This window comes from Streptomyces sp. NPDC028314 (assembly GCF_055565795.1).
Window position 1 is genome coordinate 74,148 of the sequence record NZ_JBVHTP010000011.1, and the last position, 24,229, is coordinate 98,376.

General features: G+C 71.4%; 25 protein-coding genes and 3 pseudogenes. 17 read left to right on the plus strand and 11 right to left on the minus strand.

Annotated elements, in window-relative coordinates; translation table 11 throughout:
* The first annotated feature begins 194 nt into the window (after positions 1-194).
* The 3 genes from ACZ4TG_RS24545 (at position 195) to ACZ4TG_RS24555 (ending at position 2,231) form a co-directional block, all read left to right on the plus strand.
* Entirely contained in the window at positions 195-1,205 is a 1,011-nt protein-coding gene (locus ACZ4TG_RS24545; protein WP_468166314.1) for an AraC-like ligand-binding domain-containing protein, read from the plus strand.
* A gap of 272 nt (positions 1,206-1,477) precedes the next feature.
* A complete protein-coding gene (locus ACZ4TG_RS24550) occupies positions 1,478-1,834 on the plus strand; it encodes a hypothetical protein (RefSeq protein WP_468166316.1) in 357 nt (118 codons plus the stop codon).
* A gap of 37 nt (positions 1,835-1,871) precedes the next feature.
* Positions 1,872-2,231 (plus strand): hypothetical protein, encoded by a 360-nt coding sequence (locus ACZ4TG_RS24555; RefSeq protein WP_468166318.1) that lies wholly within the window; start codon positions 1,872-1,874, stop codon positions 2,229-2,231.
* A gap of 118 nt (positions 2,232-2,349) precedes the next feature.
* Here the strand turns inward: ACZ4TG_RS24555 and ACZ4TG_RS24560 are convergent, their stop codons facing one another.
* On the minus strand, positions 2,350-3,210 hold the full coding sequence (locus ACZ4TG_RS24560) for an ABC transporter permease (RefSeq protein WP_468166320.1): 861 nt from the start codon (positions 3,208-3,210) through the stop codon (positions 2,350-2,352).
* The gene (locus tag ACZ4TG_RS24565; RefSeq protein WP_468166322.1) at positions 3,207-4,127 is read right to left on the minus strand and encodes an ABC transporter ATP-binding protein; all 921 of its coding nucleotides are present in this window, start codon (positions 4,125-4,127) and stop codon (positions 3,207-3,209) included. The genes ACZ4TG_RS24560 and ACZ4TG_RS24565 overlap by 4 nt, the downstream gene beginning before the upstream one ends.
* A gap of 207 nt (positions 4,128-4,334) precedes the next feature.
* Between ACZ4TG_RS24565 and ACZ4TG_RS24570 the strand changes: the two genes are divergently transcribed.
* Both ACZ4TG_RS24570 and ACZ4TG_RS24575 read left to right on the plus strand, forming a co-directional pair.
* Entirely contained in the window at positions 4,335-5,510 is a 1,176-nt protein-coding gene (locus tag ACZ4TG_RS24570; protein WP_468166324.1) for a sensor histidine kinase, read from the plus strand.
* Complete coding sequence (locus tag ACZ4TG_RS24575; RefSeq protein ID WP_468166326.1) at positions 5,507-6,178, plus strand: response regulator; 672 nt, start codon at positions 5,507-5,509, stop codon at positions 6,176-6,178. Before ACZ4TG_RS24570 ends, ACZ4TG_RS24575 begins: the two co-directional genes overlap by 4 nt.
* Here ACZ4TG_RS24575 and ACZ4TG_RS24580 read toward each other — a convergent pair.
* The gene (locus ACZ4TG_RS24580; RefSeq protein ID WP_468166328.1) at positions 6,162-6,830 is read right to left on the minus strand and encodes a TetR/AcrR family transcriptional regulator; all 669 of its coding nucleotides are present in this window, start codon (positions 6,828-6,830) and stop codon (positions 6,162-6,164) included. The genes ACZ4TG_RS24575 and ACZ4TG_RS24580 overlap by 17 nt on opposite strands.
* 76 nt (positions 6,831-6,906) lie before the next feature.
* On the opposite strand from ACZ4TG_RS24580, the gene ACZ4TG_RS24585 reads away from it, so the two are divergent.
* The 5 genes and pseudogenes from ACZ4TG_RS24585 to ACZ4TG_RS24605 all read left to right on the plus strand — a co-directional run bounded on the left by ACZ4TG_RS24585 (position 6,907) and on the right by ACZ4TG_RS24605 (position 10,407).
* The gene (locus tag ACZ4TG_RS24585) at positions 6,907-7,599 is read left to right on the plus strand and encodes an NAD(P)-dependent oxidoreductase (protein ID WP_468166330.1); all 693 of its coding nucleotides are present in this window, start codon (positions 6,907-6,909) and stop codon (positions 7,597-7,599) included.
* On the plus strand, positions 7,596-8,000 hold the full coding sequence (locus ACZ4TG_RS24590; RefSeq protein ID WP_468166332.1) for a pyridoxamine 5'-phosphate oxidase family protein: 405 nt from the start codon (positions 7,596-7,598) through the stop codon (positions 7,998-8,000). The genes ACZ4TG_RS24585 and ACZ4TG_RS24590 overlap by 4 nt, the downstream gene beginning before the upstream one ends.
* Before the next feature lie 61 nt (positions 8,001-8,061).
* Positions 8,062-8,955 (plus strand): annotated as a pseudogene (locus tag ACZ4TG_RS24595) (haloalkane dehalogenase); the annotation flags it as partial.
* Positions 8,956-9,019: 64 nt separating this feature from the next.
* Positions 9,020-9,643 (plus strand): TetR/AcrR family transcriptional regulator, encoded by a 624-nt coding sequence (locus ACZ4TG_RS24600; protein ID WP_468166334.1) that lies wholly within the window; start codon positions 9,020-9,022, stop codon positions 9,641-9,643.
* On the plus strand, positions 9,640-10,407 hold the full coding sequence (locus ACZ4TG_RS24605; protein ID WP_468166336.1) for an alpha/beta fold hydrolase: 768 nt from the start codon (positions 9,640-9,642) through the stop codon (positions 10,405-10,407). The genes ACZ4TG_RS24600 and ACZ4TG_RS24605 overlap by 4 nt, the downstream gene beginning before the upstream one ends.
* Here the strand turns inward: ACZ4TG_RS24605 and ACZ4TG_RS24610 are convergent.
* Together ACZ4TG_RS24610 and ACZ4TG_RS24615 are read right to left on the minus strand one after the other, a co-directional pair.
* On the minus strand, positions 10,378-10,710 hold the full coding sequence (locus ACZ4TG_RS24610) for an STAS domain-containing protein (RefSeq protein ID WP_468166338.1): 333 nt from the start codon (positions 10,708-10,710) through the stop codon (positions 10,378-10,380). The genes ACZ4TG_RS24605 and ACZ4TG_RS24610 overlap by 30 nt on opposite strands.
* 384 nt (positions 10,711-11,094) lie before the next feature.
* Positions 11,095-11,361 (minus strand): annotated as a pseudogene (locus tag ACZ4TG_RS24615) (SRPBCC family protein); the annotation flags it as partial.
* 46 nt (positions 11,362-11,407) lie between these two features.
* Between ACZ4TG_RS24615 and ACZ4TG_RS24620 the strand changes: the two are divergent.
* Together ACZ4TG_RS24620 and ACZ4TG_RS24625 are read left to right on the plus strand one after the other, a co-directional pair.
* A pseudogene (locus ACZ4TG_RS24620) lies at positions 11,408-11,605 on the plus strand (TetR-like C-terminal domain-containing protein); the annotation flags it as partial.
* Positions 11,606-11,736: 131 nt separating this feature from the next.
* On the plus strand, positions 11,737-12,339 hold the full coding sequence (locus ACZ4TG_RS24625) for a malonic semialdehyde reductase (RefSeq protein WP_468166340.1): 603 nt from the start codon (positions 11,737-11,739) through the stop codon (positions 12,337-12,339).
* An 83-nt stretch (positions 12,340-12,422) separates the two neighbouring features.
* On the opposite strand, the gene ACZ4TG_RS24630 is transcribed toward ACZ4TG_RS24625, so the two are convergent.
* The 3 genes from ACZ4TG_RS24630 to ACZ4TG_RS24640 form a co-directional block, all read right to left on the minus strand.
* Entirely contained in the window at positions 12,423-13,289 is an 867-nt protein-coding gene (locus tag ACZ4TG_RS24630; protein WP_468166342.1) for an NAD-dependent epimerase/dehydratase family protein, read from the minus strand.
* A 114-nt stretch (positions 13,290-13,403) separates the two neighbouring features.
* Positions 13,404-14,273 (minus strand): LysR family transcriptional regulator, encoded by an 870-nt coding sequence (locus ACZ4TG_RS24635; RefSeq protein ID WP_468166344.1) that lies wholly within the window; start codon positions 14,271-14,273, stop codon positions 13,404-13,406.
* A 90-nt stretch (positions 14,274-14,363) separates the two neighbouring features.
* Complete coding sequence (locus ACZ4TG_RS24640; protein ID WP_468166346.1) at positions 14,364-15,737, minus strand: YhgE/Pip domain-containing protein; 1,374 nt, start codon at positions 15,735-15,737, stop codon at positions 14,364-14,366.
* Positions 15,738-15,914: 177 nt separating this feature from the next.
* Here ACZ4TG_RS24640 and ACZ4TG_RS24645 point away from each other — a divergent pair, with 177 nt between their 5' ends.
* Complete coding sequence (locus tag ACZ4TG_RS24645) at positions 15,915-16,586, plus strand: MerR family transcriptional regulator (protein ID WP_468166348.1); 672 nt, start codon at positions 15,915-15,917, stop codon at positions 16,584-16,586.
* Positions 16,587-16,652: 66 nt separating this feature from the next.
* Here ACZ4TG_RS24645 and ACZ4TG_RS24650 read toward each other — a convergent pair whose 3' ends face one another.
* A complete protein-coding gene (locus ACZ4TG_RS24650) occupies positions 16,653-17,315 on the minus strand; it encodes a GNAT family N-acetyltransferase (RefSeq protein WP_468166350.1) in 663 nt (220 codons plus the stop codon).
* A 286-nt stretch (positions 17,316-17,601) separates the two neighbouring features.
* On the opposite strand from ACZ4TG_RS24650, the gene ACZ4TG_RS24655 reads away from it, so the two are divergent.
* From ACZ4TG_RS24655 to ACZ4TG_RS24665, 3 genes are all read left to right on the plus strand, one after another.
* Positions 17,602-18,273 carry a DUF4097 family beta strand repeat-containing protein gene (locus ACZ4TG_RS24655; RefSeq protein ID WP_468166828.1) on the plus strand — a complete coding sequence of 224 codons (672 nt, stop codon included), beginning with the start codon at positions 17,602-17,604 and terminating at the stop codon, positions 18,271-18,273.
* A gap of 77 nt (positions 18,274-18,350) precedes the next feature.
* Positions 18,351-20,651 (plus strand): S9 family peptidase, encoded by a 2,301-nt coding sequence (locus tag ACZ4TG_RS24660; RefSeq protein WP_468166352.1) that lies wholly within the window; start codon positions 18,351-18,353, stop codon positions 20,649-20,651.
* A gap of 400 nt (positions 20,652-21,051) precedes the next feature.
* On the plus strand, positions 21,052-21,456 hold the full coding sequence (locus ACZ4TG_RS24665; RefSeq protein WP_468166354.1) for an aggregation-promoting factor C-terminal-like domain-containing protein: 405 nt from the start codon (positions 21,052-21,054) through the stop codon (positions 21,454-21,456).
* A 118-nt stretch (positions 21,457-21,574) separates the two neighbouring features.
* On the opposite strand, the gene ACZ4TG_RS24670 is transcribed toward ACZ4TG_RS24665, so the two are convergent.
* Both ACZ4TG_RS24670 and ACZ4TG_RS24675 read right to left on the minus strand, forming a co-directional pair.
* Positions 21,575-22,351 carry a MerR family transcriptional regulator gene (locus ACZ4TG_RS24670; protein ID WP_468166356.1) on the minus strand — a complete coding sequence of 259 codons (777 nt, stop codon included), beginning with the start codon at positions 22,349-22,351 and terminating at the stop codon, positions 21,575-21,577.
* A gap of 4 nt (positions 22,352-22,355) precedes the next feature.
* The gene (locus ACZ4TG_RS24675) at positions 22,356-22,493 is read right to left on the minus strand and encodes a hypothetical protein (RefSeq protein WP_468166358.1); all 138 of its coding nucleotides are present in this window, start codon (positions 22,491-22,493) and stop codon (positions 22,356-22,358) included.
* A gap of 232 nt (positions 22,494-22,725) precedes the next feature.
* On the opposite strand from ACZ4TG_RS24675, the gene ACZ4TG_RS24680 reads away from it, so the two are divergent.
* Positions 22,726-23,955: a serine hydrolase domain-containing protein gene (locus tag ACZ4TG_RS24680; protein ID WP_468166360.1), complete on the plus strand. Its 1,230-nt coding sequence runs from the start codon at positions 22,726-22,728 to the stop codon at positions 23,953-23,955.
* Positions 23,956-24,229: the final 274 nt, after the last annotated feature.

Sequence of the window (24,229 nt, forward strand, 5' to 3'; positions counted from 1 at the left end):
GCAGAAATATACCGTCCGGGCCGTTCTTTTTCCGGGCGGGGCGGGAATCCGCCCGGTCGGGAGCGCACCAGGACGCGACGCCCTCCCGGCCATCTCCGGCAAGGGCTCGGCCATATCGCCCGTGCGCGTTGCAATGCCGCGATCCCGCTGGCCATGTTGGGCAGGCAAACGCGGGCTGTCCGAGTGGGGGGTTCATGGCGTTCACCGAGTTCAACACGGCGTCCTTACCGAAGGAGCAGCGCTTCGACTGGTGGCGCGAGGTCGTCGGCCGGGGCGTGGCTCCCACCCGGATCACCAGCGACGAGGCCTCGGACTTCACGGGGAGCACGGGGTCCCTCGGCCTCGGACGCCTCCAGCTGACGACCATGGCCTTCCCCGCGCTGCGGTCGGAGCGCACCGCGGAACTCGTCCGCCGCGGGGACCCGGAGACCTATGAGCTGACCTTGGTCCTGGGCGGGGCCATGGAAGTGTCCCAAGGCCGCAACAGCACCGCCCTGTCCGCGGGCGACTTCGCCCTCTGGACGTCCTCGCGGCCCTACAGCGGCCGGGCCGTCAGCGGGCCGGGGACCGGCGCCTCGCGGGCGATCATCCTGCACCTGCCGAGAACGCTCGTCCCCGTACCCGAGGCCGAACTGGACCGGCTGTTCGCCTGCGCCCTGCCCGCCAGGTCCGGGATGGGCCGGATCCTCGCCGACCACCTGATCTCGGTCGCCCGGGAGGCACCCGGACTGGACGAGCCGGAGAGCGAACGGCTCGGCCTGGCGAGCCTGGACCTGGCCGCGGGGCTGCTCGCCGCCCGGGCCGGCGCGCAGGACCGCGTGCCCCCGGAGACGCGGCACCAGGTGCTGCTCGCCCGTATCGACGTCTTCATCCGGGACCACCTGGCCGATCCTCAGCTCGGACCAGGCGCCATCGCGGCCCACCACCACATCTCCGTACGGCTCCTGCACCAGCTCTTTCGCACCCGGGGTGAGACGGTGTCGGCCGCGATCCGCCGGCGCCGCCTGGAGCGCTGCCGCGGGGACCTCACCGACCTGCGGCTGCTGACCCTCCCGGTGCACGCGATCGGCGCGCGGTGGGGCCTGACCAGCCCCGACCGATTCAGCCGCGCGTTCCGCGCCGCGTACGGCGTCCCGCCGGGCGAGTACCGCCGTACGGCGCTCGGCGCAGGTGGCGGGCGGGCCGTGCATCCGTCCGCCGACTGACGACGGATTCCCCGCCCGTGCACTCAGGGACAAGCCTTCCTGCGTCGCGGGGCAATGACGTACGCACCGGCCGGCGGCCAGACTCGTCGAGCGGGCGACGGGCCGGAACAGCGCGCCGCCCACACGGCGGCAACGGGGGGCTGCCGGCCCGCCGACCCCTCTCGGACGCGATGCGTCCCGGTCCGAGGAGTTGACGGTGCGCCACGTTCGGAAGCTCTGCCGCGACGTCGTGACGTCACGACGCCGCGACGCGCTCACACACGAGGGGAATCATGAACAAGACCATCAGGTTCCAGACGTTCGCCGCAGCGGCGGTGATCGCTTTCTCTTCTCTCGGCCTGGTATCGGCCCCTTCCGCCCAGGCGTCCACGGAGGGGGCGTCCACCTGCCGGAACATCGATGCGCGCCGCACCGCCGAGGGGTACGGCGACGGCCGGGTGTGCGACGGGTACATCACCGGCACGGTGCACGACACCAAGGCCGACGGCCGCTGCCCCTACATCACCGTGTACTTCACGGAGGGTTCATGGGACTCGCCGTGGGCCGGGGGGAACGGCAAGGCCGTCAACTTCAGCGGTTTCCACCCGGGCGAATACACGGGGGCGAAGGTGAACTACATCTCCTGCTGAGAACGCGAGCCTCCGCCAACAGCTGAAAGGGATGAGGATGAAGAAGAAAATGATCGCGGTGGCCGGCGTGCTGGGGGCTCTCTGTTCCCTCGGCCTGACATCGGCCCCCATGGCTCAGGCGTCCACTGACGGAGTGCTCACCTGCGACGTCTTCGACACGGGCGGCCCCGGGTCACGCCCGGAGGGGTACGGCGACGGCCGGGTGTGCGACGGGTACATCACGGGCACGGTCCACGACACCAAGGCCGACGGGCGGTGCCCCTACGTACGCATCTTCTTCAGCGACGGGGGCTGGTGGGAGTCGCCCTGGGCCGGGGGCAAGGGCAAGGCCGTCGACTTCAGCGGTTTCCATGCCGGTCGACGGACCTCGGCAGTGCTGGACTACATCTCCTGCTGAGGGCACGGCTCCGGGGCCGGCCGAGTCCGGCCGCCGGAGCCCGCACGCTCGTCGTCATCGAGGCGCGGTACCACCGCCCGCGCCTGTCCGGCGCTCCCCGGAGGACCGGCAGCGGTCGTCACACGTCACGGCGCCGTACGACGACCACCGCGAGTGCGACGGCGACCAGCGGCCAGAGCCCGTACACGGCCCAGGAGCCGGAGACCGTGGCGTCGCGGACGGGACTGCCGGGGAGATCCCCCCAGCTCTGGACCAGGCGCTTCCATGCGCCGACCACCATCATGTGGTTGACGTCGGCGGACCACTGCCTGGACTGGGAGAAGAGCGGCGGCAGCATCAGCAGGGTGAAGAGGGAGGCGACCAAGCTGGCCGCGGTGTGCCTGATCAGCGCTCCGAGGCCCAGGCCGACCAGTGCGCAGACCGGGGCCACCAGCGCGGCCGCCAGCACGGCCCGGGCCACTCCGGGGTGCGTGATCGAAACCCCGGCCTGCCGCTCGCTCAGGATCGCCTGGGAGACGAGGAACGCACCGATGGAAATGACCGCGCCGACGACCGTCCAGAGCGCCGCGACGACGACCGCCTTGGCCAGTACGACCGCGTGGCGTGCGGGAACGGCCACGGTGGTGGTGCGGATGAGGCCGCTGCTGTACTCGCCGGCGACGGTGAGGGCGCCGATGCTGCCGGCGACGAGGATCAGCGTCATGTAGCCGGCCGCCGGAAAGGCGTCCCAGCTCGCGAACTGGCGGACCTGCGAGGCGTCCGGGCCGGATTTCCCGAGGTTGTCGAGGTCCGCCAGCGACGCCACCGCCGACGAGCCGATGACGAACAGGGCGGTGACTGCGAGCGTCCACGTGGTCGAACGCAGGGACCGGATCTTGATCCACTCGGAGGCGAGCAGGTCGCCGAAGCGGGCGGGCGGCTCGGTCGTGGCGGCGGGCTCGGCCGAGGTGGTCGGGGGGACGGAGCTGAGTGTGGTCATCGGGGCTGTCCTGCCAGGTATTCGACGCTGTCGGCGGTGAGTTCCATGAAGGCCTCCTCCAGCGAGGCGGTCCGGGTGGCCAGTTCGTTCAGCAGGATCCGGTTCTCGAAGGCGAGCGCTGCGATCCGGTCCGCAGGCAGCCCGGTCACGGTGAGCTTCTCGGCGCCCGCCGATCCCTGCGGCTCGACCGACGCGCCCGCCGCGGTCAGTACCGCTGTCAGCTCGGCGGCCTGCCGCGTGCCCACCACGACGCTGCGGCGGGTGCCGCGGGCCGCGAAGTCCTGTACCGACTCGGCGGCGATGAGCCGGCCCCGGCCGATGACGACGAGTTGGTCGGCGGTGTTCTCCATCTCCGACATCAGGTGGCTGGAGAGGAAGACCGTACGGCCCTCGGCGGCCAGACGCCGGAAGAGGCGGCGCATCCAGAGCACGCCTTCGGGGTCCATGCCGTTGACCGGCTCGTCGAACATCAGCACGGGCGGGTCGCCGAGGAGCGCGGTGGCGATCCCGAGCCGCTGCTTCATGCCGAGCGAGAATCCGCCGATGCGTCGGGAGACCGCATCGGCCAGCCCCACCTCCTGCAGCACCTCCTCCACCCGGCGCCGCGGGATGCTGTTGCTGCGGGCGAGGGCGGACAGGTGGGCCAGGGCGGTGCGTCCGCCGTGGACCTGGCCGGCGTCGAGGAGGGCGCCGACGTGCCGCAGTCCACGCGGGTGGCTGCGGAAGGGGACGCCGCTGACGGTGGCGGTGCCGCCGGTGGGCGCGTCCAGGCCGAGGATCATGCGCAGGGTGGTGGTCTTGCCGGCTCCGTTGGGGCCGAGGAACCCGGTGACCCGGCCCGGCCGCACGGTGAAGGACAGATGGTCGACGACGGTCCTGCCGCCGTAGCGCTTGGTGAGTTCGTTGACTTCGATCACAAGGGCAACCCTGCCGGGAGGGCCGCTGCCGGTCATGGGGCCGTGGACGGCAATCGCGCGGCCGGGCCCACCCAGGGGCGTACGTCCCCGGGCCAATGCCGCGCGTGCAGCCGCAGGTTAGTCTCGCGGCATGGACGCCACACCGACCACCCCGTTGCCTGCGCGCCCTTCGCGTGCCGGCCGCCCGCTCGAAAGGGCACACCGCCGATGACGAGAACGAAGGTCATGGCCTGGTCCGGGGGCGTCCTGTACCTCTTCGCGTCGGTTCTGCTGGTCTACGGCGCGCCCCGGGCTTCGGGCACGGCCCACGCCCTCGGATCGCTCCTGGCGGTGACCCTGCTCGCCGGTGTGCTGCGGCGGTCGCCGCTGACGGCGCTGGCCATGACGCTCCTCGTATCCACCATCGTGGTGGGGGGCCGGCAGAGTTCCGGCCCGCCGAGCCTGTCGGTTCCGTACCAGGGCGAGTTCCTGTCGTACCTGGCGGTGGACCTCGTCCTGTGCTTCATCGTCGCCACTCGCACGCGGCGGGCTTCGATCGTCGCCGTGGCCGTGTCCCTCGTCATGGAGCTCCTGGCGATCGGCGCCTTCGCCGACGGGGACAACCTGACCGTCAACGTCGTCATCGCCGTCCTGGCGATGGCCGCGTCCTGCACGGTCGGTCTGCTGAGCCGCGAGCGCCGCGAACACGCGGTGGCGCTGCGTTCGCAGGAGGTGGCCGAGGCCGTGACCGCCGAACGGCTGCGGATCGCACGGGAGTTGCACGACATGGTCGCGCACAGCATCGGCATCATCGCCATCCAGGCCGGGGCGGGCAGCCGGGTCATCCGGACACAGCCCGCGCAGGCCGCGGAGGCGCTGCGGGCCATCGAGGCCACCAGCAGAGAGACCCTGTCAGGCCTTCGGCGCACACTGGTGGCGCTCCGTCAGGCCGATCCGGACGCGCCGGCCCCGGGGCGGACACCGAGCGCGCCCTCGCCCGGCCTGGCGGACATCGAACGGCTGGCGGCAGCCACGGCCGACGCGGGAGTACGCGTCCACCTGCGCCTCAGCGGGGAGCAGCGTCCCCTGCCCGCCGACATCGACCTTTCCGCCTACCGGATCGTGCAGGAGGCGCTGACCAACGTGGTCCGCCATGCGGGCACCCGGAGTTGCCGGGTGACCATCGACTACGGGGACGAGGAGCTGTCCGTGGAGGTCGTCGACGACGGGCGCGGCGCCACCGGGAGCCGCTCGGCCCACGGCTTCGGTCTCGTGGGCATGCAGGAGCGCGTCGGCCTGCTCCACGGGCACCTCAGCGCCGGACCGCGCCCCGAGGGCGGCTTCCGGGTGACGGCCCGAATACCGCTGCCCGAACCGGTCGGAGTCCCGGTGATGGCCCGATGACCGACGGCCCCGTACGCGTCCTGCTCGTCGACGACCAGCCCCTGGTGCGGTCGGGCCTGCGCATGATCATGACCGATCACCCCGACCTGGAGGTCGTCGGTGAAGCCGCCACGGGCATCGAGGCGGTCCAACTGGTCAGGGACATCAGCCCCGACGTGGTGGTGATGGACATCCGGATGCCCGGCATGGACGGGATCGAGGCAACCCGCCTGATCACCGCCGGGCCGGCCACGGCCCGCGTCCTCGTCCTGACCACCTTCGACGAGGACGACCACGTCTACGGCGCGCTCCGGGCCGGCGCGAGCGGCTTCGTGGTCAAGGACATGGCGCTGGACGACATCCTCACGGCGATCCGCGTGGTCGCCGCCGGCGACGCCCTGATCGCGCCGGGTGTCACGCGCCGCCTGATCGCCGACTTCGCCCGGCGCCCCGGCACGGCCCCGGAGCGCTCACCCCGGTCCGTCGAGGGCATCACCGAACGGGAACAGGAAGTCCTGACCCTCATCGGGCGCGGCCGGTCGAACACCGAGATCGCGGAGGACCTCTACATCACGGTGGCCACCGCCAAGTCGCACGTGTCACGCCTGCTCACCAAACTGGGCGCCCGGGACCGGGTGCAGCTCGTGATCACCGCCTATGAGGCGGGGCTCGTCACGCTCCCCCGCTGAGCCGACGGCCCGCCCCGGCGGTCGCCGCGGTTGCCGCGGTGCGCGGCCTCGGGGCCAGTGCCGCCCGCAGCGCCGGGGTGAGGACGTGGCGCGTCTCGGCCCGGGTGAGGGCGGCGGGGGTGGGCAGGGGGTTGAGGTAGCGGGTGTAGATCAGGCCGCCGAGGATCGTCACCACCGCGGTGGCCCGGGCGGTCGCGTCCCGGCCGCCGAGAAATTCAACAAGCCGGGCCAGCAGCTCGTGTTCCAGGTACTCGCGGAGCACCTCGGCGGCCTCGTCGCCCTGGGTGGTGAGCTGGAGGAAGTCGGCGTCCTCCCACAGGTCGGTCACCGCGTCGATCAGGCGGTCGGGGAGGGTGACCGGGTCGCCGCCGAGGACCTCGTCCACCGCCAGTGCGTTGGCGCACTGGAACTGCATGACGTCCGCGAACAGGCCCTTCTTCGAGCCGAAGTGGTACGCGATCAGCGCAGGGTCCACTCCGGCTGCTCCGGCCACCGCGCGCACGGTGGTGCGCCGGTAGCCGCGTTCCAGGAACAGGGCACGGGCCGCCGAGACGATCGACTCGCGGGTCGGCGGCTTGCCGCGGGGACGGCCCCGGGTGCGGGCGGAGGCGGGGGAGGGCGAGGGGGCGGCGGATGGGGCGGCGTTATTCATCAGCGTTGAGCCTGCGTTTCGTGATCGGCACAGTCAAGGGCGTTCCGGGAACCACACGAAGGGATGACCCGACACCATGCGTATCGCAGTCTTCGGCGCCAACGGACCGACCGGCCGCCACCTCACCGACCAGGCCCTCGCGACCGGCCACGAGGTCGTAGCCGTGACCCGCCGCCCCGGCTCCCTCCCCGCACGGCCCGGTCTCACCGTCGCCGTCGCCGACGCCACCGACCCGGCCGCCGTCGACGCCGCGATCGACGGCACGGACGCGGTCCTCTCCGCGCTGGGCGCGCGCTTCAGCAAGGAGACCGTCACCACGTACTCGGCGAGCGCCACCGCCATCACCGGGGCCATGGCCCGCCACGGCATCGAGCGGCTGCTCACCGTCAGCTCCAGCATCGCCGACCCGAACTGGCGCCCCACCGGCGCCCACTTCTTCAACCACGTCCTCGACCCGCTGGTGAACCGGCGCCTCGGCCGCACCCTCCACGAGGACATGCGCCGTATGGAGGCCGTGGTCCGTCGTACGGACCTCGACTGGACCCTCGTCCGGCCCTCGGGCCTCTTCGAGTACCCCGTCGTCACGGACTACCGGACGGCCGAAGCCAGCGCGGACGGCGTATTCACCGCCCGGGCCGACCTCGCCGCGAGCATGCTGCGCGAACTGGGGGAGCGGCGGTACGTCCGTCAGGCCATGGGCGTCATCACCACGGCTGTGAAGCCGAACATCGCCAAGCTGATCTGGAACGAGGGCGTGAAGAAGAAGTGAGCGGGGCGACCGTCGAACTCGACACCGCCGTACGGGCGTTCCTCGCCCGCCCCCGGACGGCCACCCTCACCACCCTCCGCCCCGACGGAACCCCGCACGTCACGCCCGTCCGCTTCACCTTCGACGCGTCCACCGGCCTGGCCCGGGTGACCACCCGGGCGGGGGCCCGCAAGGCCCGGAACGTGGCGGCCGGCGCCCCGGCGGCCCGGGTCGCGCTCTGCCAGGCGGACGGCTTCCGCTGGGTCACCCTCGAAGGCCGGGCCGCCGTCACCGACGACCCCGCGCGCCTGGCCGAGGCGGTCCGCCGCTACACCGCCCGCTACAGCGCCGCCCCGCCCGCCCCGCTGGACCTGGTCGTCGTCGAGATCGCCGTCGACCGCGTCCTGAGCCTCAACCTCTGAAACCCCCGCAAAAACCCCGCCGGATCCCCCGCCGAACCCCCCGTACCGAAAGCGACGTGACACCGCGATGCCCACCCTTGCCGTCCTCGACTCCACCCTCCACTACCGCGAGTCCGGCGACCCCGACGGGCTGCCGTTCGTCTTCCTGCACGGCAACCCCACCTCCTCCCACCTGTGGCGCAACGTCCTGCCGGGCGTCGCCGCGCCCGGCCGCCGCCTGCTGGCCCCCGACCTCATCGGCATGGGCGACTCCGGCAAACCCGACCTCGCCTACTCCTTCGACGACCACGCCCGCTACCTCGACGCCTGGTTCGACGCCCTCGGCCTTGACGAGGCCGTCCTCGTCGGCCACGACTGGGGCGGCGCCCTCGCCTTCGACCGCGCCGCACGCCTGCCGGGCACCGTCCGGGGCCTCGCCTTCACCGAGACGATCATCAAACCGCTGGTCGGCGACGAATTCCCGGCGGCCGGGCGGGAGTTGTTCACCCTGCTGCGCACTCCCGGAGTGGGCGAGGAGATGATCCTGGAGAAGTCCCTGTTCATCGAGGGCCTCCCGGACACGCTCGCCACCCCGCTCGACCCCGCCGACCTCGAGGTCTACCGCCGCCCGTTCCCGACCCCGCGCAGCCGCCGCCCGGTACTGGCGTGGACGCGCATGATGCCGCTGGACGCCGAGCCCGCCGATGTCGTGGCCCGCATCGAGCGCTACGACGCCTGGCTGGCCGCCAGTCCCGAAGTCCCCAAGCTGCTCGCCGCGTTCGAGCCGGGCCCGGGTGCGATGACCGACCGCGGGGCGGTGGCCTGGTGCGAGGAGAACATCGCGGGCCTGGAGGTCTCCCACCACGGCCCGGCCGGCCACCACTCCCCGGAGGACCGCCCCGAGGAACTGGCCGCGGCGATCAACGCCTGGGCCGACCGCCACGGGCTGGCCCGCCGACGGTCACAGCTTGCTTGACCCTACCCAGAGCCACCTCTAAATTTAGAGCACTCTCTAAGTTTTGGCGAAGGGGTGTGCGCGTATGCAGACGGTCGAAGGGGGGCTGCGTGAGCAGCACAAGGCCCGGCGACGACTCCGGATCCTCGACGCGACGCGCGAGCTCCTGCGGGACGCCCCGGAATCGGTGCTCAGTACCGAGCGGATCGCCGAGCGGGCGGAGGTCGCCCCGGCCACCGTGTACAACCTGATCGGACCGCGCGAGAAGATCTGGGAGGCGCTCGCCGCCGGGTTCACGGACGAGCTCGACCGCCGCCTGGCGGTGCTGGGAGCCGGTGACCCGCGGGAGGTCGTCAGCTCGACCGTCCAGCTGTTCGTGGGCGACCCGGTCGTGTCGCGTCGCATGGTGCGCGGGTGGGAGGAGAGCGGCCTCGTACTCGACCGCAGTCCGCTCACCCAGCTCCGCCGGGCGATGGCGGATGCACGGATACGAGGCTTCCTGCGCGCCGACATCGACACCGACGCGTTGGCCGCCGTGGTCGCCGCCTCGTGCGTGGGTGCGCTGCATCAGTGGGTCGCCACCCTGATCGACGACGACCGGTTCCTCGCGCGTGCTCTGTTCGCGGTGGACGTCGCGCTCGCCGCGGCGGCTGCGGATCCCTACCGCGACCAGTTCCTGGCGCCGCTGCGAACCCGAGGCGCGGTATGACGGGCGGCGGCGCACCGCCGCGAACCCGCAGCTTCGTGGGCCTCGGCGGAATCCGGCTCACGGCGGACGTGTGGGGCGAGGAGTCCTCGCCACCTCTCGTCCTGCTGCACGGCGGCGGCCAGACACGACGCGCCTGGGATCGGACCGGCCCCCGACTGGCCGCGCTGGGGTGGCGGGTCATCGCCCCGGACCTGCGTGGGCACGGCGCCAGCGAATGGTCAGCCGACGGTGACTACGACCTCGGCCTGTTCGCGGAGGACGTCCGGGCGCTCGTCACCGAACTCGGCGACAGGCCGGTGCTCATCGGTGCCTCGCTCGGGGGCCTGAGTTCGCTGCTCGCCGCCGGGGAGGCACCCAAGGCGGCGGTCCGCGCTCTGGTGCTGGTCGACGTAGCCCACCGACCGGATCCCGGCGGGGTGCGCCGGATCGTCGAGTTCATGCGCCGCCATCCCGACGGGCCCTGGGACCCCCGGATCCTGGACAGCTTCGCGGGCCGGATGGACCCGCCCGGCATGGCGGAGCGTCTCCTCGACGCCGCGCGCCACGCCGACGTACCGATCCTGCTCGTCCGCGGCGGGATCAGCGACGTGGTGCGCGAAGACATCGCCGAGCAGTTCTGTGACCGGGTTCCCCTCGCGCGGCGCGTGGTTGTGGCCGGGGCGGGGCACATGGTGGCCGGCGATCGGAACGAGCACTTCATCGATGCCGTCGTCCCGTTCCTGGAAGGCGGACTGTCACCCGGCGCAGGCGCTGGCGAGGTCTGAGGTGATGTTGAGGACCGTATCGGTGCCGGTCACCTCGAAGAGCCTCGCCATCTGGGCCGAGAGGGGGCCGGCCAGGACGAGATGCTGCCGGCGGTGGGCGACGATCAGTGTGTTGAGCATGGACGAATCGCCGAAGGAGACGTGCTCCAGGTCGAGGACGGTCCGTGTGACGCCGTCGCGGCAGGCAGCGTGCAGAGCCTGGCCCAAGGCGGCTTGGGAGTCGATGTCGAACTCCCCGGAGCAGACGATGATGCGGGTGCCGTCCTGATCGGGCAGCGCCTGCACGCGAGCCGCGTCTCCCACGTCTTCTCCCTCGTCGCCTCACTCCCTCCCGGCACCGGGAGGAGGAGGCCTTGTCGAAACCCAGCCGCACCCCTCGGCGACTGTGGCGAAGAAAGTTATATCACCCTCATGGGTGTGAAAACCTACTGCGGCTGACATAGAAATTGCTGCCTGGGTGCCCTCGGGTTCAACGCGGCGGCGCTGGTCCAGCGCGGGGGCTCCGGTGGCAAGGTGGAGCTATGGCCGTCGCGTGCGGCTGATTCCTTTGCTCCCGGACGCGTGAAAATCTATGTCGGCCGAAGTAGACATTGGGTGGTGGCCTGATTGCGGTTTCACCCATGGCCGAGATCGGGCGGGCACTCCCGTCTGCGAGCCGCCGGACATCGCGCTCGGGCGGTACGCGCGTCAGCGCGGCTGGTCGTGCGCGCGGGCTTCGGCGGCGGACTTCAGGTCGCGCAGCCATCCTTCGAGGCCCTCGCGGAGGATCTTGGTAGCGGTGGGGACGTCGGCTTCGACCTGGGCGCCGGTGTGGGTCTCCTCGGTGCTCACGCGGACGCCGCCCCTGACCTCCGTGAAGTTCCACACGTGGACGCCGTCGATGCGCAGTCCCTCGCCGACCGCGGGGCCGGTCCAGCGGATGCACGCGTCGTGCTTGATCTGCCGGACGGTCGAGGCGTTCCGGACATGGCTTCTCCTACGGATAGATGCTCACGCCGGCACCTATCTGGAGGGCCACCGGGACTGGGCCGCCGTCCACCCCGCCCCGCCCGAGGCTCTCCACCGGCTCCTGACCTTCTGGACCCGCTTGCACGGCGTCCTGTCGTTGGAGCTCGCCGGCCACTTCGCCGGTATGGACCTCGACCCCGGCCTGCTCTTCGCGGCCGAACTGGACGCCCTGCTGTCACCCCGAGCCTGAGGCCGCACGCGGCCTGACTCCGGCAGTCACTTCGTCCAAAGTGTCTCAACGCTAATTCACTTGACGTTGAACTAGTTGGGATGATTTTATCTCAACGTTGAGATTCTCGCTCTTGAACGGATGGAGTCCCCATGTCCACGTCGCCCTTCCTCGCCCTTGACGCCGCCGCCCAGGACCTCCTCTTCCGTGAGGCCCGCACCGCCAACACGTTCACCGACGAGCCCGTGACCGACGAGCAGATCCAGGCGGTCTACGACCTGGTCAAGTTCGGCCCGACCGCCTACAACCAGTCACCGCTGCGCGTCGTCCTGGTCCGTTCCCCCGAGGCCCGCCTGCGTCTGGTCGAGCACATGGCAGGGGGCAACCAGGCCAAGACCGCCGCCGCCCCGCTCGTCGCGATCCTGGCAGCGGACAACGAGTTCCACGAGGAGCTCCCGTCCCTGCTGCCGCACTTCCCGCAGGCCAAGGACATGTTCTTCGCCGAGCGCCCGGTCCGCGAGGAGTCGGCCCTGCTGAACGCCGTCCTCCAGGCTGCCTACTTCATCGTGGGCATCCGCGCGGCCGGCCTGGCCGCCGGCCCGATGACCGGCCTCGACTTCGCCGGCGTCCAGAAGGAGTTCCTCGACGACGACCACACCCCGCTCATGGTCGTCAACATCGGCAGGCCCGGCGAGGACGCCTGGTACCCCCGCTCCCCGCGCCTGGCCTACGAGGAGGTCGTCACCACCGTATGAGCCCGGGGGAGCGAGCGTCCGGGCAGACCAGCGGGGGCTCTGCCCGGCGGCGGGAGGCTACGAGAAGTCGTCACCCCCCCGGTTCAGCCCCGGGCGAGTTCCGCCAGGGCGTCGAGGCGGGTGGGCGTCCAGCCGAGCTCGCGACGCGCCCGGGCGCCGCTGAACCGCTGGTCGAGGGCGAATGCCTCGGCGATCGGGCCCATCCGCCGCACGGCCTCATCAAGGGTCAGCGAGTCGATCCTGCCCGGACATCCGGCGGCGTGGCTCAGGGCTCGGGTGACGCGGCTCAGCGGAAGGTTCTGGCCGCTGACCCCGGCGTACACGGAACCGGCCGGGGCGACCAGGGCCAGGACGTACAGCTCGGCGATGTCGTCGACGTGGACCAGCGCCCAGTGGTTGGAGCCGTCCCCGATGCAGGGCACGGCCCCTGCGGTGCGCCCAGGCTCGACGAAGAACGACTGCACCAGCCCGCCGGAGCGGCCGTAGACCAGCCCCGGCATCACCACCACCGGGTGCTCTCCGGTGGCGGCCCGGGCGAGCACCCGCTTCTCGTTCTCCAGCCGCCAAGCGGTGATGCCCGGCGGGCTCAGCGGGGCGTCCTCGTCGACGACCCCGTCGGTGTCGCCGTACACCCACACCCCGCCCGTGTGCACGTAGGGGCCGCTTCCCACGCCGTCCTGCAGTGCCGCCGCCGGTGCCCGGTCGACGTCCGCGGTGCCCTCGGCGTAGTCCACCCCGAGGTGGATGACCCCGTCCGCCCCGCGGGCCGCCTCATGGAGGACATCCGTATCGGTGAGCGACCCCGCAACCGGGGTCGCACCGAGCTCCGACACGGTGCGCGCCGCGCGCTCGCTGCGCGCCAGCGCCGTCACGCCGATGCCGCGCCCGGTCAGCGCCCGGATGGTGGAGCGGCCGATGTAGCCGGAGCCGCCTGTGATGAAGATCTGCATCGCTCTCACGGTCCTTGCCGATGGCGGCGGCGGAATCCGCCGCTCCTCCACCCTGGCCCCGCGCCGCGGCCGGCGTCCAAGACCTCTTCCGTCAGCGGTGATGCCCCCGGGGCATCAGTGCTGGGCAGCGGCGATCTCGGCGATCTCGGCGAACTCCGCGAGCAGAGGGGAGCGGCGGCCGGCGCTCCAGGCGAGGCAGACCTCGCCCGGGCCGATGTCGTCGACGGGCACGTGCGCGACACCGGCATGGGTGTAATAGACCGCGGTGGACAGCGGAAGGACGAGGACGCCGCCGGACGTCGCGACGTGTTCCAGCTTCTCCTCGACGGTGGCGAACGACGGCCGCGGCCCGCCCCCCGCGTCGCCCGTCCGCTCGGGGAGGTCACGCCACTCGGGGACGGCGTCCGGGTCCTGCAGCAGCCGCTCGGACGCCAGATCCGCGATGACGACGGACTCCTTGCCCGCCAGCCGGTGGTCCGCCGGCAGTACGGCGACGCGGGGCTCCCGGAAGAGCGGGCGCAGCTCCAGACCACGACGGTCGACGGGCAGTCGTACGAAGCTCACGTCGAGAAGGCCCTCGTGCACCCCTTGGACCTGGTCGCCCCACGAAGTGCGCACCACCCGCACGCTCAGCTCGGGATGCCGGGCGGAGAAGGCGCGCACCGCGCCGGTCACGGTGATCCCGGGCATGAAGCCGACCGTGAACGCCGGAGATCCGTGCGCGGCCTGCTGGACCCGGCGGCACAGAGCCTGTGCGCCGGCCAGCAAGGGGCGCGCGTCCTCCAGCAGTTGACGGCCGGCCGCCGTCAACTCGGTGGTCTGCTTGTTCCTGGTGAACAGCTGCGCGCGCAGCTCCTGCTCCAGCGCGCGGATCTGCCGGGAGAGCACCGGTTGCGTGATGTGCAGCCGCTCGGCGGCCCGGCCGAAGTGCAACTCCTCGGCCACGACCACGAAGTAGCGCATCTTGCGCAGATCGACATCCACGACATCTCCCACCGTGCAGACACCGTGTCCCAGCCTAGTTCTTCACCAGGTGCCTTCCCTGCCGGCCGGCTCGGGCCGTCTCGGGCCGTTTCAGGCCGTGGCGGGCGCTGCGGCCTCGGGAGACTCCGGCGACTCCGGCGACTCCGGCGGCTCGGTGGGCTCGGTGGGGGCCGCGGAGTCGGGTTCGGCATCGGGGTGGGGGATGCGGTGCAGCCCCCTGAGGTCGTAGAGGCGGGTGACGGCGAAGCCGAAGGCCAGCGCGGCGACAAGGGCGACACCCATCGAGGCCCACGCCCGGGTCAGGCCCGCGTCGGCCTGGGCTCCGTAGTAGAGCAGGGAGCGCAGCCCCTCGGTGATCTGGCGCAGCGGCTCGAACTCGGCGAGGGCGCGGAAGAACCCGGGCAGCGCCTGGACGGGCACGGTGGCGCCGGAGGAGGGGACGGCCATCGCGACGAAGACGATGGTGGCCAGCAGCATGCCGGGCGTGCCGAAGGCGGCGAACAGGGCCAGGCTGCCGATGCCGACGACCGCGATGGTGGCGACCGAGTAGAGCCACAGCAGGCCGAGGTGGGAGGCGTCCATGTCGAGGATGCCGACCGTGGCGACCTCGACCAGGGTGCCCATGACCAGTGACAGGCCCAGCATGAGCGCCATGCCGATGGCCAGGGTGCGGACGCGGCTGGTGTGCTGGACGGGTTCGCGCTTGCGGAAGGGGCCGAAGTCGGTGTGCAGGTAGCCGAGCGCGGTGTCGACCTGGGAGTTGACCACGTTGGCGCCGAGCATGCCGCAGACGACCAGGACCAGTGCGTAGTAGAAGGCGCTCAGGCCCATGGCGCTGCGGGAGCCGACGGGGTGGCCGTCGGTGACGTTGACGGTCACCGGGTCGGCCAGCTTGAGCTGGGCGGCCGTCGGGAGCGGGGTCTTCTCGGCGCCGGCCTGCTTGAGGAGTTCCTGGCCGAGCTGGGCGGAGGCGGCGTGGGCGGCTTTCTGGGCGGCCTGGGAGGACATGGAGGAGCCGATGCTGCCGGCGGCCTGGTTGGTCAGCACGGTCAGGGTCGGCGGGGCGGCCTTGCCCTGGGGCGCGGGCTGCGGGGCGCTGAGCGCGGTCACCGTGGCGGAGAAGTCCTGGGGTATGACGAGGGCGCCGAAGACCTTGCCCCGGCCCAGCAGCTTGTCGGCCTCCTCGCGGGTGACGACCTGCCAGTCGATGCTCTTGTCGCCCTCGGCGGCCTTCTGGATCCCGCCGACGACCTGCTCGCCGAGGTTGAGGTGGCGGCCGCCCGCGTCGGCGCCGCTGTCGGAATTGACCAGGGCCACGGGCAGGTCGCGCAGGTTGCCCCGGGGGTTGACGTTGCCGCCGACGTAGAGCAGGGCGAACAGCATCGAGACCACTGCGGCGATGAGTCCCGTTCCGATCCACAGCTGGGGTCGGCGGAGCACGGAGGGGGGCGTGGGATGAGGCATCGATTCTCCGGTGCGGTGCGGTGCGGTGCGGTGCGGTGCGGTGCGGTGCGGTGCGGTGCGGCTGTGTTTCCTGAGCTGGATACTTAAGGTATCCAGCTACTGGATAGTGGCAGTATCTTGTAGTGGTGTCCAATCGCCGATGACGGATACCGGACGCATGACCAGCAGGGAAGCCGTATGAAGATCTCGGAGCTCAGCCGGCGGACCGGTGTGCCGGTCGCCAGCATCAAGTACTTCCTGCGGCAAGGGCTGTTGCCGGCAGGGCGGGCGACCGCCGCGACCCTGGCCGAGTACGGGGAGGAGCACGCTCAGCGGCTGCGCCTGATCAAGGCGCTGACCACCCTCGGCGGCCTGTCCATCGCCGCCACCCGTGACGTGCTCGGGGCCGTCGACCAGGCCCACAGTTCCGAGGGCGCCCTCGGAGCGGTCAGCTACGCCCTCCCGGTACCGGTGGCGGCCCAGCGCGCCGCGGGCCCCGAGGAGGAAACCGAGGCCGACGCGACCGCCGGGGCCGAGGTGGCGGAGCTGCTCGCGGCCCTGGACTGGCAGGCGCCCGGCACGTCACCGCACGTGAAGGGGCTGACGGCGGCGCTGAAGGAACTGCGGCAGCTGGACGCGCAGTACGCCCCGGGCGAGCTCGCCGCCTACGCGAGGCTGGCCGAGTCGGTGGCCCGGCTGGACCTTGAGCGCGCGGCCTGCCTCGACGACCCGGTGGCTCTGGCCGAGCGGGCGGTCATAGTCTTCGCGATCTGCGCCCCGGTGTTCGAGCTGCTGCGGCGTCTCGCCCAGGAGGACCAGGTCCGACGCCGGGTCGCGGGCGACGGCACCGAGTCCGCAGCGCCCCGGTAGCTCGGTAGCCCCTGGTAGCGGCCCCGGCAGAGCCCCGGTGGCGTCGCGTTCGCCGGCCCGGTCGGCCTACCGGGCCGCGGGTTCGGCCGTAGGACCGGGGTCGCGCCACATCGGCCAGAGGGTCGGCCCGCCCCCCGGGAGCCGGAGCTCACCGGTGACGCGGAAGCCCAGCCGTTCGTAGAAGGGGACGTTGGTGTCCTTGCTGGACTCCAGGTAGGCGGGTTGCCCGAGCCGGTCGCAGTCGGCCAGCTGCTGGCGCAACAGCGCCGAACCGACTCCCGTCCCCTGGAGCCGCGGGTCCGTCCCCACGGACGGCAGATACCAGTGCGGCGTGTCCGGATGGGCCTCGTGCATGGCGTTCTGGACCTCCCCGGCCCGCGGCATCCCGCGCAGGCCGAAGATGTGCGCGTAGTGGGGGAGGGTCGCCAGCTCCTGCACCGCGGAGGCCTTCCAGCGCCCGGGCCCGGACCACAGCGCGGCCGCCAGCAGCTGCCCATCGCCCGTCGCGGCGACCCGGACACCGCCGGCGCGCGGCCGCTGCTGCCGCTGGGCCAGCTTGAAGAAGCGGGCGATCCGGCGTTCCCGGTCGGTGGCGCCGGTGAACATCCACGCCATGACCGGGTCGTCGGCGAAGGCGCGTGCCAGGAGCTCGGCGATCGCCCCGGACTCGGCGGCCCGGGCGAACCGGATCCCGTACCCGGCCGACGGCAGTGCTGGGCGTGTGCTCATGAGGCCACGGTAGGCAGCGCGACCGGGTCGCCCCTGCCGTCGGCGCTGGACACGCCGTAGGGGCCACCCGCTCACCGATCGGCCGCAGAGGGCTGCCTATAGCGTTCACTTCCAGTTCATTGCAACGGTTTGATGGCCTTCGTTGCATTGATCTTGAGGCTCGTTGCAATGATTTCCTGGCTTTGAGCTGCATGAATGAAGATTGGATGCAACGGACGTGTTGATGGTTCTTTGAATGCAACGTAGCTTTTCGTTCATCAGAAACGACGAGTCGCAGGAGAGCACGATGCAGAAGTTCGACACCCCCGCCCTGGTCTCCACCGTCCTGGACGTCCCCGCGGGGCGTATCCGGTTCATCGCCGCCGACCGGTCCGACACCCGGGTCGAGGTCCTGCCGGCGGACGCTTCGAAGAGCCGTGATGTGAAGGCGGCGGAGCAGACGAAGGTCGTGTACGCCGACGGTGTGCTGCGGATCGAGGGCCCGGAGGCGAGGAACCAGTTCCTTGGTGCTTCCGGTTCCGTTGAGGTGACGGTCCAGCTGCCCGCCGGCTCCCACGTCGAGGCGAAGGTGGCCAGTGCAGAGTTCCGGGGTGTGGGACGGCTTGGTGATGTTGTCCTCGAGGGCGCGCACGGCTCGGTCAAGCTCGACGAGACGGCGAGTGCGCGGCTGGCCCTTCAGGCCGGTGACATCTCGGTCGGCCGCCTGGGTGGCCCTGCGCGGATCAGCACCTCGAAGGGCGATATCCGGATCGCCGAGGCCGTGCGTGGCACGGTCGAACTGCGTACCGAGGCGGGCGAGATCGCGGTCGGTGCCGCTCGTGGGGTCTCGGCCTCGCTGGACGCGGGCACCGGTTACGGCCGGATCCACAACGCGCTCAAGAACACCGACGGCGCCGGCGCCCAGCTCGACATCCACGCGACCACCGCCTACGGCGACATCACCGCCCGCAGCCTCTGACGAACCTGACGAGCGCGGCGGCCCGGCTACGCAAGACCCACGGTGACAAGAGCGCCTACCGAAGAAGGACAGGAAGAATGAGCACCACTCAGGACTACCAGGCCGCGGAACAGCTCCTGCGCCGACCCGCACGCCCCGGCGAGCTCGTCATCGGCGACAAGGTCAGGCCGCAGTGGATCGACGGAGGCGCCCGCTTCTGGTACGCGGTGAGCAACGGTGTCGGCAGGCGGTTCGTGCTGGTCGACCCGGCGGCGGGCACCCGCGAGCCGGCCTTCGACCACGCCCTGCTCGCCGCCGCGCTGGCCGCCGCCTCCGGGCAACAGGTCGACCCCGAGGCCTTGCCGTTCATGGCCGTCGAACTGGCCGGCAACGCCGTGGAGTTCGGCGCGTTCGGCGAGTACTGGCGCTGCCGCCTGGACGACTACACCTGCGAGCGGGCCGAGTTCACACCGCCGGGCAACCCGCTGGAGGTGCCGTCACCCGACAAGAAGGTCGCCGTGTCCCTGCGGGGGCACGACCTGTGGGCGCGCTCGCTGTCCGACGGCCGCGAGTGGGCGCTGACCACCGACGGCGAGCCCGACCACCGGTACGGCTCCGGCCCGGACTGCACGGGCAACACCACCCTGCTGCACAAGATCGGCCTGCCGCACCTGCCGCCCGCAGTGGCCTGGTCGCCCGACTCGACCAAGGTGCTCGCGCACCGGACCGATGAGCGCGACGTCCGGCAGACCCACCTCGTGGAGGCCAGGCCCGCCGACGGCGGCGCGCCCCTCCTGCGCACCCAGCGGTACGCCTACGCCGGGGACGAGAACATGCCGAAGGCCGAGCTGGTCGTGCTGGACGTCGCCGCGGGCACGATGGTCCGCGCGCAGGCCGAGCCGCTGCTCATGCCGCAGCTGTCGCCGATCACGGCCAAGTGGGCGTGGTGGGCTCCGGACGGCTCGGCGGTGTACTACCTCGGCCGGCCCCGCGATCTGCGCACCCTCACCCTGTACCGGCTGGACCCGGCCACCGGCGAGGTGACGACCGTGCTCAGCGAGACCGGGGCCACCCGTGTGGAGCCCAACCAGTGGATGTACGAGCCGCCGATCGTGCGGGTGCTGGCCGACGAGGTGCTGTGGTACTCGCAGCGGGACGGCTGGGGCCACCTGTACCGGTACGACCTGCACACCGGCGCGCTGCTCGGCCAGGTCACCTCCGGACAGTGGGCGGTGCGCCAGATCCTGCGCGTCGACGAGACCGAGCGGGTGGTCTACTTCACCGCCTCCGGGCTGGTCGACGAGGACCCGTACCGGCGCACGGTGTGCCGCGTCGATCTGGACGGCTCCGGCTCCGGCCCCGGCTCCGGCTCCGGCTTCGCCAAGCTCACGGACGACGACCTGGATCACGTGGTCACCATGCCCGATCACCAGGAGTACTTCATCGACTCCGCGTCCACCGTCGACACCCCGCCGGTGACCCGCGTCCGTGACTGGGCCGGGCGGGTGCTGGTCGAGCTGGAACGCGCCGACATCAGCAAGCTCACCGCCACCGGCTGGACGCCGCCGGAACGATTCCGCGTCAAGGCGGCCGACGGCGTGACGGACATCTACGGGGTGCTGTACCGGCCGCGGGGGTTCGACCCCGCCCAGCGCTACCCGGTGGTGGACAACGTCTACCCCGGCCCGCAGGTCGACCGGGTCGCCCCGTGCTTCGACCCCGGCGGGATGGGCCTCGACGCGGAACCCCTCGCGGCGCTCGGCTTCGTGGTGGTGGCACTGGACGGGCGGGGAACCCCGGGGCGGAGCAAGTCCTTCCACGATGCCTCCTACGGCCGCCTGGCCGACGCGGGCTGCCTGGCCGACCACGTCGCGGCGCTGCGGCAGCTGGCCCGGACCCGGCCGTGGATGGACCTGGACAGGGTGGGCGCCTTCGGCCACTCCGGAGGCGGGTTCGCCGCAGCGCGGGCGATGCTCGACTTCCCCGAGGTGTACAAGGCCGGAGTCGCGCTCGCCGGGTCGCACGACGCCCGCTACTTCAACCTGGGCTTCGTGGAGACCTACGACGGCGCGGACCATCCCGAGGCCTGGGCCCGTACCTCCAACGTGGACCTCGCGGACCGGTTGGCGGGCAAGCTGCTGCTCATCCACGGCGAAATGGACGACCAGGTCCACCCGCAGCACACGCTTCGGCTGGCCGACCGGCTCATCGCTGCCGACAAGGACTTCGAGCTGCTCATCGTGCCCGGCGCGGAGCACACGTTCATCGACTGCCTGGCCTACGTCCGCAAGCGCTCCTGGGACTTCCTGGTGCGCGAGCTGATGGGCGCGCAGCCCCCCGCCTACCGCCCCGCCCCCATCGCGATCGGCCCCGAGCTGCTCGGCGAGCTGTTCGTCTGAGCGCACCACCACGCAGGGCAGCCTTCGGGCCCCTTCGAAGGGGTACGACCGGTCACGCTGGGTGTGTTTCGGGCGCTCCGGGGGTGACCCGCCCCATAGGGCCCACGTCACATACGAGCCGGGCTAGTAGCTTCCGCGGGCCCGATTCCGGGCTGGGGGAACGTGCTCCCACCTGCACGGATCCGTGCCTGGTCACCGGTGGGTCGTGGGTCCCTGGCTGCGATGGCCGCTAGTAAGCGGGCTCGTTGCCAGGCCCCTGGCCAGTCGGTAGAACTGGATGAGTCGCCGGGCGGCACGGGTGCTTCACCCGCCGCTGACGAACCCCTCTCCTTCGCGTGAGTGGCTCACGCATGTCTTCGGCATGCCGCGACGGTCCTTGTCCCCTTCGGAAGGTTCATCCGTGTCCAACGCTGTCATCCGCCGCATCGCCGCCTCGAAGAAGACCCTTGCCGGCAGCATCGTCGCCCTGGGCGTCGCCGGCTCCATGCTCGCCACGGTTCCCGCTCAGGCGGCCCCGACGAGCGCCAAGGCGATCGCGCAGCAGATGATCAAGGACCCGGCCCAGTTCGCCGCCTTCGACAAGATCATCTCGCATGAGAGCGGCTGGGACCACACCGCGACGAACTCCTCCTCGGGCGCGTACGGCCTGGTCCAGGCCCTGCCGGCCTCGAAGATGTCCTCGGCGGGCTCGGACTGGAAGACCAACCCGGCCACCCAGATCAAGTGGGGCCTGGACTACATGAACTCCCGCTACGGCAGCCCCGTCGGCGCCTGGAACTTCTGGCAGTCCCACCACTGGTACTAAGCCACCAGCGGGCAGCACACACAGACACACCAAGAACGCCCGGCCGGGACATCCCCGCCGGGCGTCTTTGCGTACCCGGCCACCCCTGGTCGGCCGAGCGGAGTCGTAGCGGCGGCCGTCACTGCTGCGGGATGCCGATGCCGGCTGCGCGCAGCTTCGCCTCGACCAGTGTGTTCAACCGGGCGATGGCAGGTGCCTGGTCTTCCCGGTGGTGGTTGACCAGTCCGTACCGAGAGGCGGTGTCGGACCGGCCCCTGGACCCGGTCGGCATCGTCAGCAGCGCGCGGTTGGTCAGCAGCTTGTCGGCCAGCGCGGAGGCCAGCTCCTCGATCCGCGGGTCGTCGGGATCCCAGGACGCCGCAGCCAGGCCGCGCTTGGTCAGCTCGACGAACCCGGCATCGTCGAGCCCGTGTTCAAGCGTGGTCAGGAAGGTGTCGAAGACCTCCGGGACCAGCGCCCGGGCCAACACCATTGCCTCCCGCTGAGTGGCCACGTAGTCGGGGCTGAAGCCGAGACCGGCGAGCCGGTCCAAGACCGCGCAGGCCCGGTCGGGTAGCAGGGCCCGGTCGCCATGGGCCAGCCGGTGCAGTGTGTCGCGTCGCGAGATCAGATCCTCGACCTGTTCGGTGAGCCGGCGGTGGACGTCGTCCAAGGCGGCGGCGAACCGCTCGGGATCCGCGTCGAGCAGCTCACCGACCTCGGCCAGCGGCACGCCGGCACCGGCCAGGGTCCGGACCTGAACCAGCCGGAGGAGGTCGGCCGACCCGTAACGCCGGTAGCCGGAACCATCACGTTCCGGCTCGGCGACCAGAGCGAGCCGGTGATAGTGCCGCACGGTCTTGATCGTGACGCCGACGAACGCCGCCGCCTGACCGATCGTGAGCCCGGCTGCCATCGGCTCAACCCACCTTCAGGTCGCGCGCGGCCGCGGTCTCGCGGGACGCGTCGTCGACGGCGCGGAAGTCCTCGCGCAGGATCGAGCGGTGGCCGCAGGCGACCTTCGCGCTCACTTCGAGGTGGGGGCTGCGGGTGATCACAGGGGTGAGGGTACCGGGCATCTGTTCGCGCACCGGCGGCCAACTGCGGTTCCAAGCCGGCGAAGCCGGCGATCGGTGCGGGTCGGTCCATACCCGCGACAGAGGTTGACCTTGACCTTGACCTTGGGTCAGGGCACACGCTCATCCCATGGCCGCCGCGAAGGGGGCTCGGTCCCCTCCTCCCCGCGGAGGTTTTCAGGGGATCGAATACATGTGGACAAGGACATTCATGATGAGCGAAGGCAACAGCGGCTTCTCCGAAGCAGGGCTCCGCCGACTGCGCGAGGTGCTGGCCCGGCACGTCGAGTCCAAGAAGATTCCCGGGCTCGTCGCCCTGGTCAGCCGCGGCGGCCGGACACACGTGGAAGCGATCGGGACGATGCGCCATGACGGCGGCGCGCCGATGCGCCGGGACACGATCTTCCGGATGGCGTCCACCTCCAAGCCGGTCACGACGGCGGCGGCCATGGTCCTGCTCGACGAGTGCCGGATGCGGCTGGACGAGCCGGTGGACCCGTGGCTGCCCGAACTCGCCGACCGCCGGGTGCTGAAGCGGCCCGACGGCCCGCTCGAGGACACCGTGCCGGCCCAGCGGCCGATCACAGTACGGGACCTGATGACCTCCACCTTCGGCCTCGGACTGGATTTCGAGTTGTTGGACTCCCCGATCAGGGCCGCGACCTTCGAGCGTCTCGACTACAGCGTGGTGTCCGGGCCGGCGCCCGGGCCGGACGAGTGGATGCGCCGCCTCGGCGAGCTGCCGCTGTCGTACCAGCCCGGCGAGCGGTGGCAGTACGATCTCAGCAACGAAGTGCTCGGCGTGCTGGTCGCCAGGGTTTCGGGCCGGCCGTTGGAGACGTTCCTGCGTGAACGGATCCTCGATCCGCTGGGGATGAAGGACACCGCCTTCCACGTGCCGGCCGGCAAGATCGACCGGCTGCCGCCCCTCTACGGGCCCGATGCGCAGACCGGGGAGTTCCTCGTGTGGGACGAGGCGGAAGGCGGAAGGAGCAGCCGGCCGCCGGTGTTCCAGGGCGCCGGCGGAGGGCTGGTCTCCACCGCCGACGACTACCACGCCTACTTCCAGATGCTGCTGAACCACGGCATGCACGGCAGCGAACGGATCCTGTCCCGGGCCGCCGTCGAACTGATGACCACCAACCGCCTCCGCCCCGAGCAGCAAGCCGCCCGGGACACCATGTACAGGAACATCGCCCCCCTCACGGTCGGCCAAGGGCAACAGGGCGGCTGGGGCTTCGGGATGGCCGTGCGCACCCATCGGGCCGACTACGCGCCCATCGGCCAGTTCGGCTGGGACGGGGGAACCGGCACCACCGCCTACGCCGACCCGGACAACCAGCTCACCGGAATCCTGCTCACCCAGGTCGGGATGTCCACCCCGGACTCGGCGCGGCTCATCCACGACTTCTGGACCACGCTCTACCAGGCCAACGACAACTGACACCGAGATCGGTGCGGCCGATCCGCGTACGGCGTTGAACAGGGCCCTTCGGGTCGGACGACGAAGGGTCTGGCGCTTGCGCCGGCCCGACCCCTGAATCGGAGCGGGTCTGCGAGCAGAACGGGGGGACTCTGGCAACACGACGTCTCCGGCCCGTGGGCTCGGGGGAACCAGCCATTCCGCCCTCGGTACCTGGCTGGAACGTCAGTTCCTACGTTTACTGACAGTGCTTACCCACCATCAGGAAGGAACGCCCTCAATGACTCCCTTACGC